Raw genomic sequence first — 15,439 nt, 5'->3', positions numbered from 1 at the left:
GGATGGTTAAATGGTGCCAGTTTTAATATTATGGATAGTCCGGTTGAAATTCCTTATCAAAGTTTTGTAAAAATCAACAGAGCATCAGATGCTTCAATTTATATGCAGATCGCTAATCAGCTGATCAATGCCATTCAACGTGGCTTTCTTCCTTTTGGAACCAAACTTCCCGGTACAAGAGCTTTAAGTCAGACCCTTGAGGTACATCGGAACACCATTGTAGCGGTTTATGATGAGCTCTTTGCTCAGGGCTGGGTGGAAAGTATTCCGAATAAGGGAACTTTTATCATCGGAAAAAATCAGGATGAACCCCTGAAGTTTAAAAATTTTGAAACCAATGATCTTGATCATTATCCTAAAACAACTGGTTTTTCGTTTAAAATGTCTAATATCCTTGACAATCCTTTTGAGCATTCTGCCTGTGAATATCTTTTTAATGATGGAGTTCCGGATATCAGACTGACACAAATAGATCAACATTCGAAAATTTACAGCGCTATTCTTAAACGCAAAGGTCACCATAAAATGCTCGGACATTATAACCAGGATGGGAGTGAATTTTTTAAAAAGAACCTTTCCCGCTATCTTAATTTATCCCGAGGATTACCGATTTCTAAAAACAATCTCCTTATTACAAGGAGTACGGAGATGAGTATTTATATTGTTTCAGAAGTTTTATTATCACAAGGCGACACCGTATTGGTAGGTGCTTTAAGCTATTTTTCGGTCAATATGATTTTCCAAAAGGCGGGTGTTAATATCGTTTCTATGCCTATTGATGAAGAAGGTATCATCGTAGAAAATGTAAAAGAAGCTTGTAAAAAACAAAAGATACGCATGTTATATCTTACTCCTCACCACCACTATCCTACTACAGTAACATTAAGCGCACAGAGAAGGCTTGAATTGCTTAATCTGGCCAATGAATTTGGATTCATAATCCTCGAAGATGATTATGATTACGATTTCCATTATGATAAAAGTCCTATCCTGCCATTAGCAAGTGCTGATACCAATGGAATGGTTGTTTATATAGGTTCATTCGGGAAATCCTTAGCACCTGGATTTCGTACAGGTTTTATTGTAGCTCCGGAAAACCTTATGACTGAATTACGAAAATATTTAGGGATTATTGACCGACAAGGAGATATATTAATGGAACAGGTTCTAGGGGAGATGATTGCTGAAGGGGAAATTCATCGTTATCTTAAAAAATCTGTCAAAATTTATCAGGAAAGAAGGGATCAATTTGCCTTCTTGCTGGAGGAATATTTAGGAGATTATATCCGATTTCAGAAACCATCAGGAGGGTTAGCGATCTGGAGTGAATGGAATATTCCAATCAATTTGATGCAACTTAGCCGGAATTGTGCACAAAATAACCTGTTTATTCCTAAAACATTGCTTTATCAGACCAAAGATCTAACGGCAATGAGGTTAGGTTTTGGAAATTTTAGTTTTGAAGAAATGGAACAAAGTATAAAAATCTTATTTGAAAATGTAAAGCAATTGGTCTAGTAATATGTGTCATTTAAGGTGTTACTTCATATCCTATAAATAATTATTGTTCTGGTTATGCTTAAAGAAAATTCTCGCAGATTTTGCTGATCACGCGCCCACCCTATTGATAAATAATAAAGGTTACCCAAAAGGTAACCTTTATTATTTTTATTTTGACAGCGCATATCTTCTTTTATGAATTTTGGTATGCACTTTCTTTTTTGGCTTCTTCTTTTTTCTATTTAAATAAATAATAAATCCTGTGATGGGAAGAGAGGCAGCAATTATACCTGCAAAAAGATATAAGAATCTTCCAATTGTTCCAAAAATACTTCCGGTATGCAGATCATAATTTCTTTCTCGTAATGCTGTCCCATTTCCTATATTTTTGTCTTTGTAGGATTGATGTTTTAAAATTTTGCCAGAATATTGATCAAAATTAAACTGTTCGTTCTGATACTGTTTATTTCCGTAGGTTACTTCAGCATAATAGGTTCCTTCATCTGTCTTTGGAAAGTTGATAAGTGCAGATTCTTTATTGACCAGACTTTTTCCTACCGTATTTCCTACTAAATTTAAAATGTTTTTTTGATGTGTAAATTCTTCAGAAGGTATGGTGCTTTTAGCTTTTTCTGTTTTTACATTTCCGTTCAATGTTTTTTTTACCCATTTGTCAATATCTTCAAAACTCCATATTACTGCAGCATATGAAATAAGAAGCAGAGGGATGACTGCATAAAACCCCAGAACATTATGGCTATCATAATTTATTCTTTTCCAATTAGCCGATGTTTTAATGAAAAACATTCCCTTTGTTGCATTTTTATTGAGTTTGCGGGGAAACCAGATCACCAATCCTGAAAATAGCATAATTGCCAATATAATGGTTGAATATCCTGTAATGGTCTTCCCTATTTTTTCTCCTAATAATAATCTTCGGTGAAGATCCATAACAATTTCAAAAAACTCGGTTTTTGCATTTTCGACTTCAAGGACTTTTCCGGTGTAAGGATCTACATATACTCTATAATAATAAACATAAGAACCCCAGAAGGTCAATGCTTCATTATTCATTTTTAGGGAACGAAATGCATAGCTTCTGGAAAGATCAGAAGATATTTCTACTCTGCTTACTTTAAGGCTGTCTGGTAATGCCTGTTCTGCTTTTAGTTTAAGATCGGAAAGCTGAAGTTTTTCCTTTCCTATATTTTTTACAAAATACTTTTCCGAATAAAATGTGTGTTTTAACTCTTTTTCAAAGGCGAGAATACAACCTGTTACTGCCATTATTACAACTATAAGCCCGGACGTTAGTCCGAGCCATAGATGTATTTGATATATAATTTTTCTAAATCTGGAATTCATTATTAAAACTTAAGAGTAACCTCAGCAACAAAGTTACGAGGCATTTGAGCTACTACAACGCCCTGCCCAGAAAAATACTGAGCATTTCCTAAATTATTCATTTTAAATCCTAGTCTGTATCTTTCTTTTTCAAGAGAAACAGAAGCGTTGATTAAGGTATACGCCGGGAATATGAATTGTCCGGTAGTTGCATTATCTACTGTGATCTGTTCACCCACTCTATTAACTCCAAAACCTACACCTAATCCCTGAAGTCCATCGATTGGAAGGATATAGCTGATCCATGAATTGAATACATTAGCAGGACCAGAAGATGAAGGACGACGACCATCTACGGAAGCAGCAGCTTTTACAAACTTGCTGTCGTTGTAAGAATATCCGGCCATAATGTTCAACCCTTGAATAGGATTTAAAATCGTTTCAATTTCTAGTCCTTTACTTCTCTGTTCACCATCCTGGACAGTAATATTATAGTTTTGTCCATTAAGACTTACAACGTCTGCTCTTAACATATTATTAACTAAGATGTCATAATACCCTACTGTAAAATTGACTTTATTTCTCCAAAGATTTCCTTTGAATCCTACTTCCCACTGATTAGATCTCTGCGGTTTGAAATCTCCACTATAGTCTGCTAAAGGTTGTGCAACCGGAGCTGTATTACTGAAACCATTCATATAGTTACCGTATGCTGATAGATGATTTTTAAGGATCTGATATGATAAACCAAATTTTGGAGACAACGCATTCTGATTGAATGCTCCCGAATTAATATTTTTGTTCAGGTCAAGCTGTCCATTACTTTCATAATGATCAAAACGTAAACTTAACAAAGCAACCAAACGGTCTGTGATATAAACCGCATCTGAAACATATGCTCCATAAATGTTAGAGGATGCAGTATTTCTTACTAAAGGGGCTGTAGAAGTTTGAATTTTTTGTAATGCTAAATCTCTGGATATATTACCATATGTCCCTGTTACAGGTCCTCCTACTGGTGCATTAAGATTTTTGCCATCAATCCTGTCAAATACAACAATTGGAGAAAGGTTATTATTTAAAGATTGATTTAAATAATCTAACCCGACAAGAAGTTTATTTTTGATTTCTCCTATTTTAAATTCTCCATTAAAATTCTGTTGAAAGCTGGTAGAGGCTCCTTCACCATTCTGCCACTGTACATTACGCTCTAAAATGTTATCAGTATCTCCTCTCATAAACTGATACTGGTACAATCCTTCTGTTTTTCTGTAGTTTCTTGAAATCAAAGTTTGTGAACTCCAGTTATCAGAAATTTTGTAATTGATCTCAGCTTTTACGTTGATGGAAGGTGCTTTTAGACTCATATCGTTATTTGAATATGACTTTTTCCAGTCATATCCAAGCTCATCCGGAGTTCTTGAGGTAAATGCTCTGTTTCTTGGCAAAAAGATGATCGGCGTGTTAGTTCCTTCATAGGTATAAATTTGCGCACCAAGATTGAACTTTAATCGATCATTCACCTGATAGCTGAATGTTGGAGCTACAAACATTGATTTTCTGAATTCTGAATCCCTAAATCCGTTCTGGTATTGGTATGCCGCATTCAAACGGAATAAAGTTTTTCTTGAATCCGTGATCGGTCCATATACATCAGCTGTTACACGATTAAGGTTATAACTTCCCAAAAGATAAGAAGCTTCACCCCCAAAATAGTCTTTCGGCTTTTTCGTCACCACATTAATTAATCCTCCAAAGGAATTAACTGCACCACCGTATAGTGTACCGGAAGGGCCCTTGATTACATCAATACGCTCGATATCAGCAGGATCAATTTCCGAGTTGGTGGTAGCAGGAACACCATCTACCATAGAAATTCTGGTAGGAAATCCTCTTAAATTATAATAAAAACTTCCATCTCCAGCTCTTCCTGGGCTTCCCTGCATTTTTGCAACACCTGCAACGTTTTTCAATGCTTCAGAAACATCATAAACAAGTTGTTCTTTCAGTATTTGCTGATTAATGCTGGTGTACATCTGAGGATTTTCCAGATTCTTCAGTGGCATTTTCGCAACAGAGGTACTGTCTTTATCCAAAAATTTATTTCTGCTTACAGCATATACTGTAATTCCTTCAATGACGTTATTTTCTACTGCGGCATAAATAACTGGGATTTCATAAACATCTTTCTCAATACGGATGGTTTCACGTGTAAGTTCGATATCGTTCAAAACCACCTGAAGCGTATATTCTCCGGGTGGCACATTTTCAAAATAATATTCTCCTGAATTATTGGTTTTTGCCTGATACGGCGTATTCACTAATCTTAAAAGTGCATTTTTTACGGGCGCTTTATCAGACAGCATGATCTTACCATTTACACGTTCACTCTGCTGGGCAGAGACAATCATTGGAAAGCTAATAAGAAATAAAAGTAATATAAGGGTTCTAGATGTTTTCATGCTGTAAGTTTTGTAATAGCGGATAGTTTATTTTACCGTTTTGTGATAATGGAAATGATTCTATGTATTCGGTGCGAACGTATTGCGGATTGATACGCAGTTTATTCTTTATGGTTTCTGTAATAATCTGGGGATCGATTTCATTGTTGTCATAAAGAACAATGATCTTTTTGTCATTGGAATTCAAGCAGACAAACGTATTTCCTTCCAGTTCATTTTTAAGAATAAATTCAACTTCATCTAGATTAAGACGAATTCCGAAAAGCTTCATGATCCGTTTTATTCTTCCTGTAATGTAATATAATCCGTTCTCTCCTATCCTTCCAGTATCTCCTGTATGAAGAACTGAAGATTGTTCATAAGAAGAGAGATCTTCCAGTTTATTTGCATAGCCACCACAGATACTTGGATGTAAGAATAATAATTCATCTGTTTCCGGATCTATCTGAAAACTTCCGCCCTGTACAGGTGTACCGATAGAAGTTTCTTCTTCAAGAAGTCCTTCTGTGGTAAGATAAGCCATTCTTCCTCCTGCTTCTGTCTGTCCGTATTGGGCAAAGAATTGTTTTTCAAATTCATGACAGTAATTGAAGATTGTTTTTCTCAGCTCAGCATTGATCACTCCACCGGTATGGGTCATATATCTCAGGCTTTTGCTATCCTTTCTGAAGAATCCTATCCTATTCAGGTTTTCATAAAGATATGGAACACCTCCCAATGTGCTGTAACCGTGTTCTTCCATTTCATCCCAGAATGCTTTCTGCATAATGTCTTTATCTGTGCATACTATTTTACCAGCTTTCATACAGTTCGTGGTGAAAATAGAAAATCCGTACACGAAATTAATCGGTACGTTTAAAGGGACTACATCAGATTCCAGAATAGGCATGTACTGAAGGATGCTTATTGCATTTTGATAAAGACTTTCATCAGAAAGTTTCACAAGCTTCGGAACGCCTGTCGTCCCTGAAGTACTTAAGAGGATCTTAATCTCTGGATGAATGGTAACTTCAGGTTTGTAATCTTCTTTAACAAAGATGGAAACGGTTTCTGAGAATTCTTTTAAAAGATATCCAGGAACCTCATCTCTTGAAGGATCAAAGATATATTTTGGACGGTATTCAGCCTCAAGACGTTCTTTGAAATCTATATGCAGTTTTTGTCCTAAGACTGCAATAGCATGGGCTGTTCCATAGAAATTAAGAAGAACCTCAATACTTGACAACTGATTGTCATTGTATAAAAAGATCAGTCCTTTTTCTACAGGATTTAGGCCTAATGACCGGTACAGTGTTCCTATTGGTACACTTTTGCCGCTGGAAGCCTCTGTGAAAGAGAGGCTTCTGTTGGCAATTACATTTTCTAAAATTTTCATATACTTAGTTTTCTACGAGTACATCGTATTTTTTCATTTTTTCACGGATTTTACCGACTGTTCCCATTTCGAGAATGTCATTAAAATCAAACTTTATCTGATAGAATTGTTCCAATGCTTCTACGATAAGTAAGTGAGACATAGAATCCCATTCAGGAATTTCCTGATACGTGAGATTTTCGTCTACCATTTCCTTTTTTACAGCAATTGCGGAAGCAATTATTTCATAAAACTCGTCTGTTGTGTTCATTTTAAATTTTTATAGTTTTCCATTTACCATTTTTGAAGATCATTAAGAATAAAACAGCCAATACGATTTCCGAAGAAACAATAGCTGTAAATATTCCTTTCAGTTCCCAGTGAAATCTTATTCCAAGGAGATAAGCTAAAGGAAGCTGAATGACATAGAACATGATCATATACAGCAGAGTTACCTGCATAATATTTCCTGCCGCATTAAGAGCGCGGCTGATAACCATTGTAAAGCCTAATAAGAGATAGGCCATAGATACTACATGAATGTATTGCACTGCGTATCGGGCAACTTCTGATTCTGAGGTGAAAAATGTGACTACATGCTCTGCTGCCAGCTGCCAGAATAGTGCAACCGCCACAAGATAGGTCATATTGATACCTCCGGCTCTCCATACTGTTTTTTCTGCACGATCAGGGTTTCCGGCTCCCAGATTCTGTCCGGTAAGAACCCCGGCAGCATTTCCAATCCCCCAGGCAGGCATAGTTGCTACTGAGGCAATTCTCTGGGCAATAATATAGCCTGCAAGTGCAGTGGTACCAAAGGTTGCAATAATTTTAACCATAATCAGCCAGCTTGAAGCAGGAATAATATACTGGACCAAACCACCAAAAGTAATCTTCAGTATTTTCTTGATCAGGGGCAGATCATAATGAAATTTGACCAGAATATTGATACTGGTTTTACCTGAAAGCAAAATAAAGAATTGATATAATACTGCAAGTAATCTTGATAAAACAGTAGCATAAGCTAATCCCATCAATCCATAAGCAGGAATAAAACCAAGTCCGAAAACAAAGATTACTGCAAATACCATACTTGAGATATGACATAACCAAAGAGATTGCATCGCAAGTGCCGCGTCCCCAGCTCCTCTGAACAATCCATTAATGGAAAGACGAAGGATAACCAATCCGATACTTAAAAACACCAGTTTGGAAAAAAGCAGTCCATGAGTTACAATATCCGGTTTGATTCCAAGGAAACTGATGATTTCAGAAGCGAAAATAAATGACAGTCCACCAATTAATAATGCAAAGCCTGTAGCCAGCAATATGATATAATGGGCAGTCCGGCTCATACCTTCTTTATCTTTCTCCCCTGCTCTCCTTGCAATTAAAGTTGCCGCAGCTATACCCAATCCTATGGCAATAGCATTCGCAAAAGTGATGTAGTTATCTGTAATCCCTACGAGCCCAAGAACTTTATCTCCAAGCTTTGCAATAATTAAAAGATTAATACTCACAAAAACAGATTCCATCACAAGCTCCATAACCATTGGAATGGCCAGGCTGAAGATAGAACGGTTGATACTTCCAGTAGTCAGTTCGATTTTTTTTCCGGCTAAAGCTCCGTACGCAAATACAGAGCCTTCTTTTACAAGATGCAGAAACTTTCTCATACCGCCGCGACCGAATTTTTATTGGCTATCTGATATAAAGGATTCGGCAATGCACCATCTTTTCTTGGAATAGCAAATGCTTTGTTTTCGCTGTATCCATTATTTTTCAAACGCAGACTATTGATATAGAATCTTTTGAATGTGGGAACATACAAATCGTATTTCTCATATCGTTCCTCCAAATGGCTATTATGCTGTTTATAATTTTCCACACATTCATGAACAAGTGTCCAGAACTCTTCTTCTTTAAAATCAGAGTGTGTATGCAAGACATTGGATAAGTATCTGAAGAAAGCATCAAAAACTCCAAGAAGAATAGACAACGGAACGTTTTCTTTGTTTGAAGATTGTATTAGTCCGTCTGCTAAATGATCTGGCAATTTTTCTCTGGCTTCTGCAGTTAAAACAATATCATCCACAAAATCTTTAATAACGATTCTCTGTGGTATACCGTTTTTCAATACAACCATAATATTTTCTCCGTGAGGTGTCACACAAAGAGAGTGTGTATAATAGATGTGAAGCAAAGGAGTAAGATATGCCTCAAGATAATTGGTGATCCAATCTTTGATACTGATCCCTGCTTTTTCTGCAAAAGCCTGAACCAATGGAACACCCTCTTTATCTACATAAAGCAATGAAGCCATCGTAAACATTTCCTCATCTTCTTTTAAGTAAGAATCAGCACTTTCACGCCATAAAGCTCCTAAAAATTCATTATACTGATAAGGTACACTGGCAATTGATCCATACTGAGGATGTAGGTAAGCTATAGAAGCTTCTTCTCCTAAAAATATAGTTCCTTTTGTTTCAAGATAAGAATCTCCTTTTATTAATCCCTTTACCCAATCTGTAATAGATGGAGCTATTTGCATTTGCTTAGGAGAAAGTCCTCTGATGTTTCCTGTACTCAGAATTGATACTGCTGTTTTCAAATATCTTTTTTCAGGATGCTCTACATTAAATAAAGTACGGATGCTTTGTTGAGGACTGTAAATATCATTTCCTTCTCCTAATAGAATAAGAATTCCAGAAACAATATCTCCTGCAAAGTGAATTTTCAGTTTATTCTCCCATTGCCAAGGGTGTACAGGAATTAAATTATAATCCTGAACAGATTTTCCTTCATTGATCAGCTTTTGTTTAAAACTTTCATACAACTCAGTTCCAATTTCAGAATTATAGAATGCCTCCTGATCAATATGTTCTAAAGAATGAAAAGAAGATCGGTCTTTATGAGCAGCTAACCATAAAACTTTTAAATTTTCATTAGCTTCAGGGGCAAATTTTTCAAGATCGGTAGGAGAAAATCCTAGTCTGCTTTTATTCACGATTACCCAAGGATGTCCTGTCATTTGATGTTCTACGGTCTGATAGTTACTTGACGCTAAATCTTTTGAAGACATAGTTCCGGCAGATAATATCAATGCATCACAATATAATGTATGCAGAAGTTCCTCTGTATATCGGGCTAACGTATTGGAATCAAGATCGAATACCGACTGCATTTCCAAAAAGAATTTTGGAACATCGATTGATGAACTTATATTTCCGTTTTCATGTCTTTTGATGCTGCTTTTATCAATATGCCAATAGTCCATAAGTCTTTTCTGACCTCTGAAGCTATAGGTTACATTTTCTTTTCCTGTTTCCAATCTAAAGACAGTATATCCTTTTTCATCTTCAAAATCAGCTGTTGGTTTCAACAGTTCTTCATGCATTAATTCTGCAATGCTTTTAGCCATTAGATCAATGTTGGCTTGGTTCCAGTTTTCCTGGCTGATTATAGTAGTATTATTTAATGTGTTGTTCATAATAGGGTATTAAATTTGAGCTGTTGTTGGTATAGAAGAATATTTTTCGACATCGAAATCCTGGAAAGCAATTTTCTTTTCAATTTTATAATGCTCTCTTCCCAGAATATCATTGATGATATAAGAATTACGATAAGCTGCCATTCCTAAATCAGTAGAAATATAGCTATGCGTGTGTACTTCTGCGTGAAGCACGTAAATCTCACCACCATTATGGTCTATGGAATAGTTTCTGCCAACAGCAAATAAACCATTGGAATCTCTTTTAATCCTTGATTCTATATTCTGTAAAAATGAAGGTTCATGATAACGGTATCCTGTTCCTATTACCAGATAATCTGCTTCCTGCTCATAAGGGATATCCTGTTCTTTCTGTGTAAATTCCAGTGTCAGACGAGCAGGATTACTGTTGTCTACCCTATCCAGTTGGCTGTTTGGAATGATGGTAAGCTTTGGATCAGCGTTATCAATATTCAGATCGTAGATGAAATCATAGATCTGATTGATAAGATCGTAATTGATACCCTTGAACTGTGCCTGTTGCTTGCTTAAGATGGTTTTGCGTGCTGCTTCATCTCTGCTGTAAAAATAATCTACATAATCAGGAGAAGTAAGCTCTAATGTAAGTTTTGCATATTCCATCGGGAAGAATCGATCCGGACGGGAATACCAACCCAATTCAGTGTTTTCATTACGACTTTGAAGCAGGTCATAAAAAACTTCGGCAGCACTTTGCCCTGAACCGATCACTGCTATTTTTTTACCTTTAGCTAAAAGCTCTTCCTTTCTATATAAATAAGAACTGGTATGAAGAATACGAGAATCTTCCTTTGGTATAAAAGAAGGGATATGAGGCTGAGTTCCTGTTCCCAGTATTAATCTTTCTGCTTTATAAACTACTGCTTCTTTTGTTTTTGTATGAAGTGTCGTGATCAGATAAAGACCATCTTCATAGATAATATCTACAACCTGCGTAGAGAAACGGCATTGTGGCAATTGATCTACTACCCATTGGCAATAACGGTTATATTCTTTACGAGGGATGAAGAAATCTTCTCTGATAAAGAATTTATACAGCCTGTTGGTTTCCTTTAAATAGTTCAATAAACTCAGAGGACTCGTAGGATCTGCCATTGAAACACAGTCACACAAAAATGGTGTCTGTAATGTTACATGGTCAATCATTAATCCCGGATGCCAGTCGAAGCCATCTCTTTGGTCAAGAAAAAGTGTTTTTAATTCAGAAATCGGATTGGATAAAGCGGCCAGCCCTAAGTTGAAAGGCCCGATACCTATTCCAATTACATTATATATTGTATCATTAGTCATGTTTAGCAATTTTTGCAGTGATTTGTACATCTTTGTTTTGAGGGAATTTTTCCCAATACCATTCTCTGTAGCAGAAATTAAGATTTGCCGTTTTGTGTGGCATTTCAATTACCTTGTCTACTTTAAAACCGACATGTGCTTTGTTCATCATCGATGCGCGAGAATCCACAGAACCTTCGCCAACCATTTTTCCAACTTGTGGCTGAGCAAATACATAATCTACCATCGATTGTGTTGAAGGAGAAACATATTTTTTCTTAGGATCCGTAGGAGCTATGAACTGATGCGTTCCATAGTCTGTAGGCAATACATCATAATAGTCCCCTACGATATCTTTGCATGGCCAATACACTTCAATATTACATGAAGGTTCATCATTGCTGAATACGATATAACTATGTCCCTCATCGTTGGGTAGCATCAGGCGGTAATAGGTTTCCAATTCATCTATTGGCCAGTTCATTTGCCAAACTTTTACAGCGTGCTCCCTGTTAAACCATTCATGAAGCATTTCAAGATCTTCATTAAGGTTGATTGGACGCATGGTAATTGTAACATCTTCTTTCTCAAAATAGCGTCTCAGGACAATATCCTCTCCTCTCGGATTGATCAACTGGTCTGAGAAGAAATATTTGTGAAGAAGATTCGGAACTTTAGCATAGGAAATTGCTGATGCATTCACTCCACCGTTTACATCAAGAATAGCTGATTGCAAGTTTGATTTTGTTAACCAGTAACGATTCTTTAAAGCATATGTGGTAAGGTCCGATGGGTTGGTTTTATGAAGTTGTTCAAATTCTTTATATAAAATATTAATCAGTTTTCTTTCATGTACCCAGCCTGTTTTACCTAATGAAGCTATCAATGCGGCCAGATTACTTACCAGAAGATGATGTGAAATGATATCTAAAAGACGCTCATCTTTGATGAAAAGATCATTGATCTCCGGATAATCTTTTGAAAGATCAGCATACTGTGGTCTTGAACTTTCTCTTAACAGGTATCCTTGTGCATCTCTTACAAAAAGAGTCTGTGGAAGCAATTGATCATCCAGTTGGATAAGCAAATTCTGCTGATGCGCTTCCGGAGCCATTCCATAGTGAGCAAATAAGTGATTTAAAGGAGCAATCAATAATTGAATATACTTCTCAAACCAAATCGTTATTGATTCTTCAAGACCTAATCCTACTTGAGCAGAAACATCTTCAAAAAATCGCTTTACGAAGGTTTGTTGATCTACGAGTTCATCCTGACACAACCTTGCTAGAAGTAATGTTTTATCATTTGGCGAAAATGGGTTTTCACGGATCAGCAGGTTAAGGCTGTCGATATTTTTACCATTATGATAGACGCCCAATGTTATAGGCTCCAGAAGAAGTTTGAATTGATCAAAATCTTTTTCAAATGCAGAAGCTGCATATTGACGCCATAAAGCAGATGCGTAACCTCTTTTTAAATCCTTTTCGGAATTTATTCTTATTGAACTTGTTAAAAGAACGTTTAAAGAAAACTTAGGCATCCACGAGATATTAGGGCTGTACATACTTCTTATGGAAGACGTTGAATAAAATTCCTCTCCCAATACGCCCACGTGAATCAAAGAGCGGTTTTTGATCATCTCTGCACCATCTTGGGAAGATAACAGATAACTTGATTCCCACGGATGGCATGGTACAGTATAAAAATCAGAGATTTTTTCATCCCCTGTGAGATATTTTTGTTCAAGATCCTCAGGTAAGGAAACAACGCTCTTTAGGAATTCATTATATGGAATTTCTAAAACAGAGTTTTCTTTGACACAACTTTTGTGTACCAGAAAATATTCCAGCTGAATTCCCTTATTGAATTCCGGACCGTAAAGAAGCTGCTCTTCTTGAGAGAATCCCATTCTCGCTTTAGTAAAAGGATGGAGATTATGTCCTACCGGAAGTCTCTGCTCAGATTCCAGAAAAGAATAGGTTACAGCATCATTTTCCTGTGATCCCGATTCCATTATTAATTCAAGGTTTCTACAGCTGCTCTGAATTCTTGTAGCAAATAACGCAAGTCCCTGTTCGTTAAATTGTTCAGAAAACTCTGTATAAACCAGCACGATCAGCTGATCGATATCTACTTCAAAAACAGTTTGGTTTTTATGATCAACCGCCCATAAAGACGTTCCATAATCATGAAATGCACTTTCAGAACGATAAGAAACAGGAGCAAATAAGAAGAGATCACTTTTCTTTAATTCAAATCTTATATGCAATGGATAGCCACTATTTCCCAGTGCTTTAGCCGTTAATGTATCGTATTTTGGAGTTCCTTCGTAAAATTTTCCATTCCCAAGTTCCCGAAGCATACCGTTTAGCAGGATCCTGCTTGCAATTTTCTGTGCTTTTTCCGTCAACTTAGTTTGTTGTTCCAAAGTCTTCTCCATGTTTTTTTATTGTGTTTAAAATTTGGTGAACGTCCTCTGTCGTTGTAATAGGATTCAGGAAAGTAAATTTGAGGTAGAACTGACCATCAACTTTAGTGCTTGCTACAAGGATTTCTCCACTGTAGAACAACTTCATTTTTACATGTAAGTTTAAAGCATTCAGATCCTCAATGTCAGATCTCAAATAACGGAATACCAATACACTAAGATCTGTATGAGTTAATAATTCAAATTCCTGATTTTCAGTGATCATTTCTGCTACATCCTTAGTAAGATCAATGATCCTGTCTGTATATTCGGCTAATTGTTCCTGACCCATCATTCTCAAAGTAAACCATAGTTTTAAAGCATCAAATCTGCGGGTACTTTGTATAATAGATTTATTGATTTGTGCAGGAATCTCCTCCTCATCCATTTCTGCAGGATTCAGATAATCTGCATGGTGTTTCAGGATTCTTAGTTCTCTTTTGTTTTTAACGATGAAAGCACTGCTGCTGATTGGCTGAAAGAATGATTTGTGATAATCTATTGTCACAGAGTCTGCTTTTTCTATACCATTTAATAAGTGACGGTATTTGGCACTTAGCAATAAAGCACAGCCATACGCTGCATCTACGTGCATCCATATATTATGTTGTGCTGCTATATTAGCGATATCTTCCAAAGGATCTACATTACCAAAGTCTGTAGTTCCTGCTGTAGCGATAATTCCGATAGGAATATTTCCTAAAAGAATCTCTCTCTTCATGTATTTTTGAAGCATTGTAATATCCATACGGAACTCATTGTCGGTAGGAACCTTTACAATAGATTTTTCACCCAATCCCATGATCGATGCATTTTTTGAATTGCTGAAATGGGCTTTATCCGAAATGAAAATTCTAAAACGGCTGGCTTCAGGTGGAAGACCATCTTGTTTTATATTATGATTTAGATTCTTTTGAGAGAAGACATCTCTCATCATTACCAATCCCATTAGGTTACTTTGTGATCCACCCGCTGTAAATACACCATCACTTTCTGTAGTATACCCTAATCTTTCTGCAGTCCAGTCGATCAGTTTTCTTTCCATGAAAGTACCACCGGCACTTTGGTCATAAGTATCTTGTGAAGAATTAATAGCGCTGACAAGGATTTCTCCTGCTAATGCCGGAATAACAATAGGACAGTTAAGATGGGCAACATATTGTGGAAGGTGAAAGGCAGTAGCATGTTGTACATAAATTTCATCTACTTCCTTTAATACTTCTTCATAAGAAGAAAGTTTTTGGTTCAGATCGATGTGCTGAACCATCTTTTTCATTGTTTTAGCTTCTATACCGCTAAATGGTTTGTCGTTTCTATGAAGAAATGTTCCAACCAGATCTAAGGTGTCATGGATTGCGGAACGATAGTGATCATAATTATCTTGATGAAAAATGTTTTCAAATTTCCCCGAAAAGTGATTCAAAGTATCATTTATCACTTCCTCGTGAGGCAAAATTTCGTTGTTCATATATTTATTTATAACGTTGATTGAAAAAATTGTGGAGTTTTATCTA

Annotated in this window: 10 protein-coding genes; 1 reads left to right on the top strand and 9 read right to left on the bottom strand. The window is 36.3% G+C overall.

Annotated features, from left to right (window positions below):
* Window positions 1–30 precede the first annotated feature (30 nt).
* The gene (locus JHL15_RS12580) at window positions 31–1,518 is read left to right on the top strand and encodes an aminotransferase-like domain-containing protein (RefSeq protein WP_200246199.1); all 1,488 of its coding nucleotides are present in this window, start codon (window positions 31–33) and stop codon (window positions 1,516–1,518) included.
* A 150-nt stretch (window positions 1,519–1,668) separates the two neighbouring features.
* Here the strand turns inward: JHL15_RS12580 and JHL15_RS12575 are convergent, their stop codons facing one another.
* From JHL15_RS12575 to JHL15_RS12535, 9 genes are read right to left on the bottom strand one after another with little or no spacing between them, the layout of a single operon-like run.
* Window positions 1,669–2,865 (bottom strand): PepSY-associated TM helix domain-containing protein, encoded by a 1,197-nt coding sequence (locus tag JHL15_RS12575; RefSeq protein ID WP_200246197.1) that lies wholly within the window; start codon window positions 2,863–2,865, stop codon window positions 1,669–1,671.
* Window positions 2,866–2,867: 2 nt separating this feature from the next.
* The gene (locus JHL15_RS12570; protein ID WP_200246195.1) at window positions 2,868–5,306 is read right to left on the bottom strand and encodes a TonB-dependent receptor; all 2,439 of its coding nucleotides are present in this window, start codon (window positions 5,304–5,306) and stop codon (window positions 2,868–2,870) included.
* Window positions 5,293–6,681 carry an AMP-binding protein gene (locus tag JHL15_RS12565; protein ID WP_200246192.1) on the bottom strand — a complete coding sequence of 463 codons (1,389 nt, stop codon included), beginning with the start codon at window positions 6,679–6,681 and terminating at the stop codon, window positions 5,293–5,295. Before JHL15_RS12565 ends, JHL15_RS12570 begins: the two co-directional genes overlap by 14 nt.
* Before the next feature lie 4 nt (window positions 6,682–6,685).
* Window positions 6,686–6,931 (bottom strand): acyl carrier protein, encoded by a 246-nt coding sequence (locus tag JHL15_RS12560; RefSeq protein ID WP_200246190.1) that lies wholly within the window; start codon window positions 6,929–6,931, stop codon window positions 6,686–6,688.
* Between the two features lies 1 nt (window position 6,932).
* Window positions 6,933–8,336 (bottom strand): MATE family efflux transporter, encoded by a 1,404-nt coding sequence (locus tag JHL15_RS12555; RefSeq protein ID WP_200246188.1) that lies wholly within the window; start codon window positions 8,334–8,336, stop codon window positions 6,933–6,935.
* The gene (locus tag JHL15_RS12550; protein ID WP_200246186.1) at window positions 8,333–10,150 is read right to left on the bottom strand and encodes an IucA/IucC family protein; all 1,818 of its coding nucleotides are present in this window, start codon (window positions 10,148–10,150) and stop codon (window positions 8,333–8,335) included. The genes JHL15_RS12555 and JHL15_RS12550 overlap by 4 nt, the downstream gene beginning before the upstream one ends.
* Window positions 10,151–10,159: 9 nt before the next feature.
* Window positions 10,160–11,479, bottom strand: coding sequence for a lysine N(6)-hydroxylase/L-ornithine N(5)-oxygenase family protein (locus JHL15_RS12545; RefSeq protein WP_200246184.1), 1,320 nt, complete (start codon window positions 11,477–11,479; stop codon window positions 10,160–10,162).
* Entirely contained in the window at window positions 11,472–13,898 is a 2,427-nt protein-coding gene (locus JHL15_RS12540; RefSeq protein ID WP_200246182.1) for a GNAT family N-acetyltransferase, read from the bottom strand. The genes JHL15_RS12545 and JHL15_RS12540 overlap by 8 nt, the downstream gene beginning before the upstream one ends.
* Window positions 13,870–15,393, bottom strand: a complete 1,524-nt coding sequence (locus tag JHL15_RS12535) for a pyridoxal phosphate-dependent decarboxylase family protein (protein WP_200246180.1) — start codon at window positions 15,391–15,393, stop codon at window positions 13,870–13,872. The genes JHL15_RS12540 and JHL15_RS12535 overlap by 29 nt, the downstream gene beginning before the upstream one ends.
* Window positions 15,394–15,439 lie beyond the last annotated feature (46 nt).

Origin of the sequence: Chryseobacterium paridis (assembly GCF_016595215.1) — a bacterium.
In the GTDB taxonomy this organism is placed as follows: Bacteria; Bacteroidota; Bacteroidia; order Flavobacteriales; family Weeksellaceae; genus Chryseobacterium; species Chryseobacterium paridis.
The sequence above is the reverse complement of the archived record's forward strand: the minus strand, read 5'-3'. Positions and strand labels throughout refer to the sequence as shown.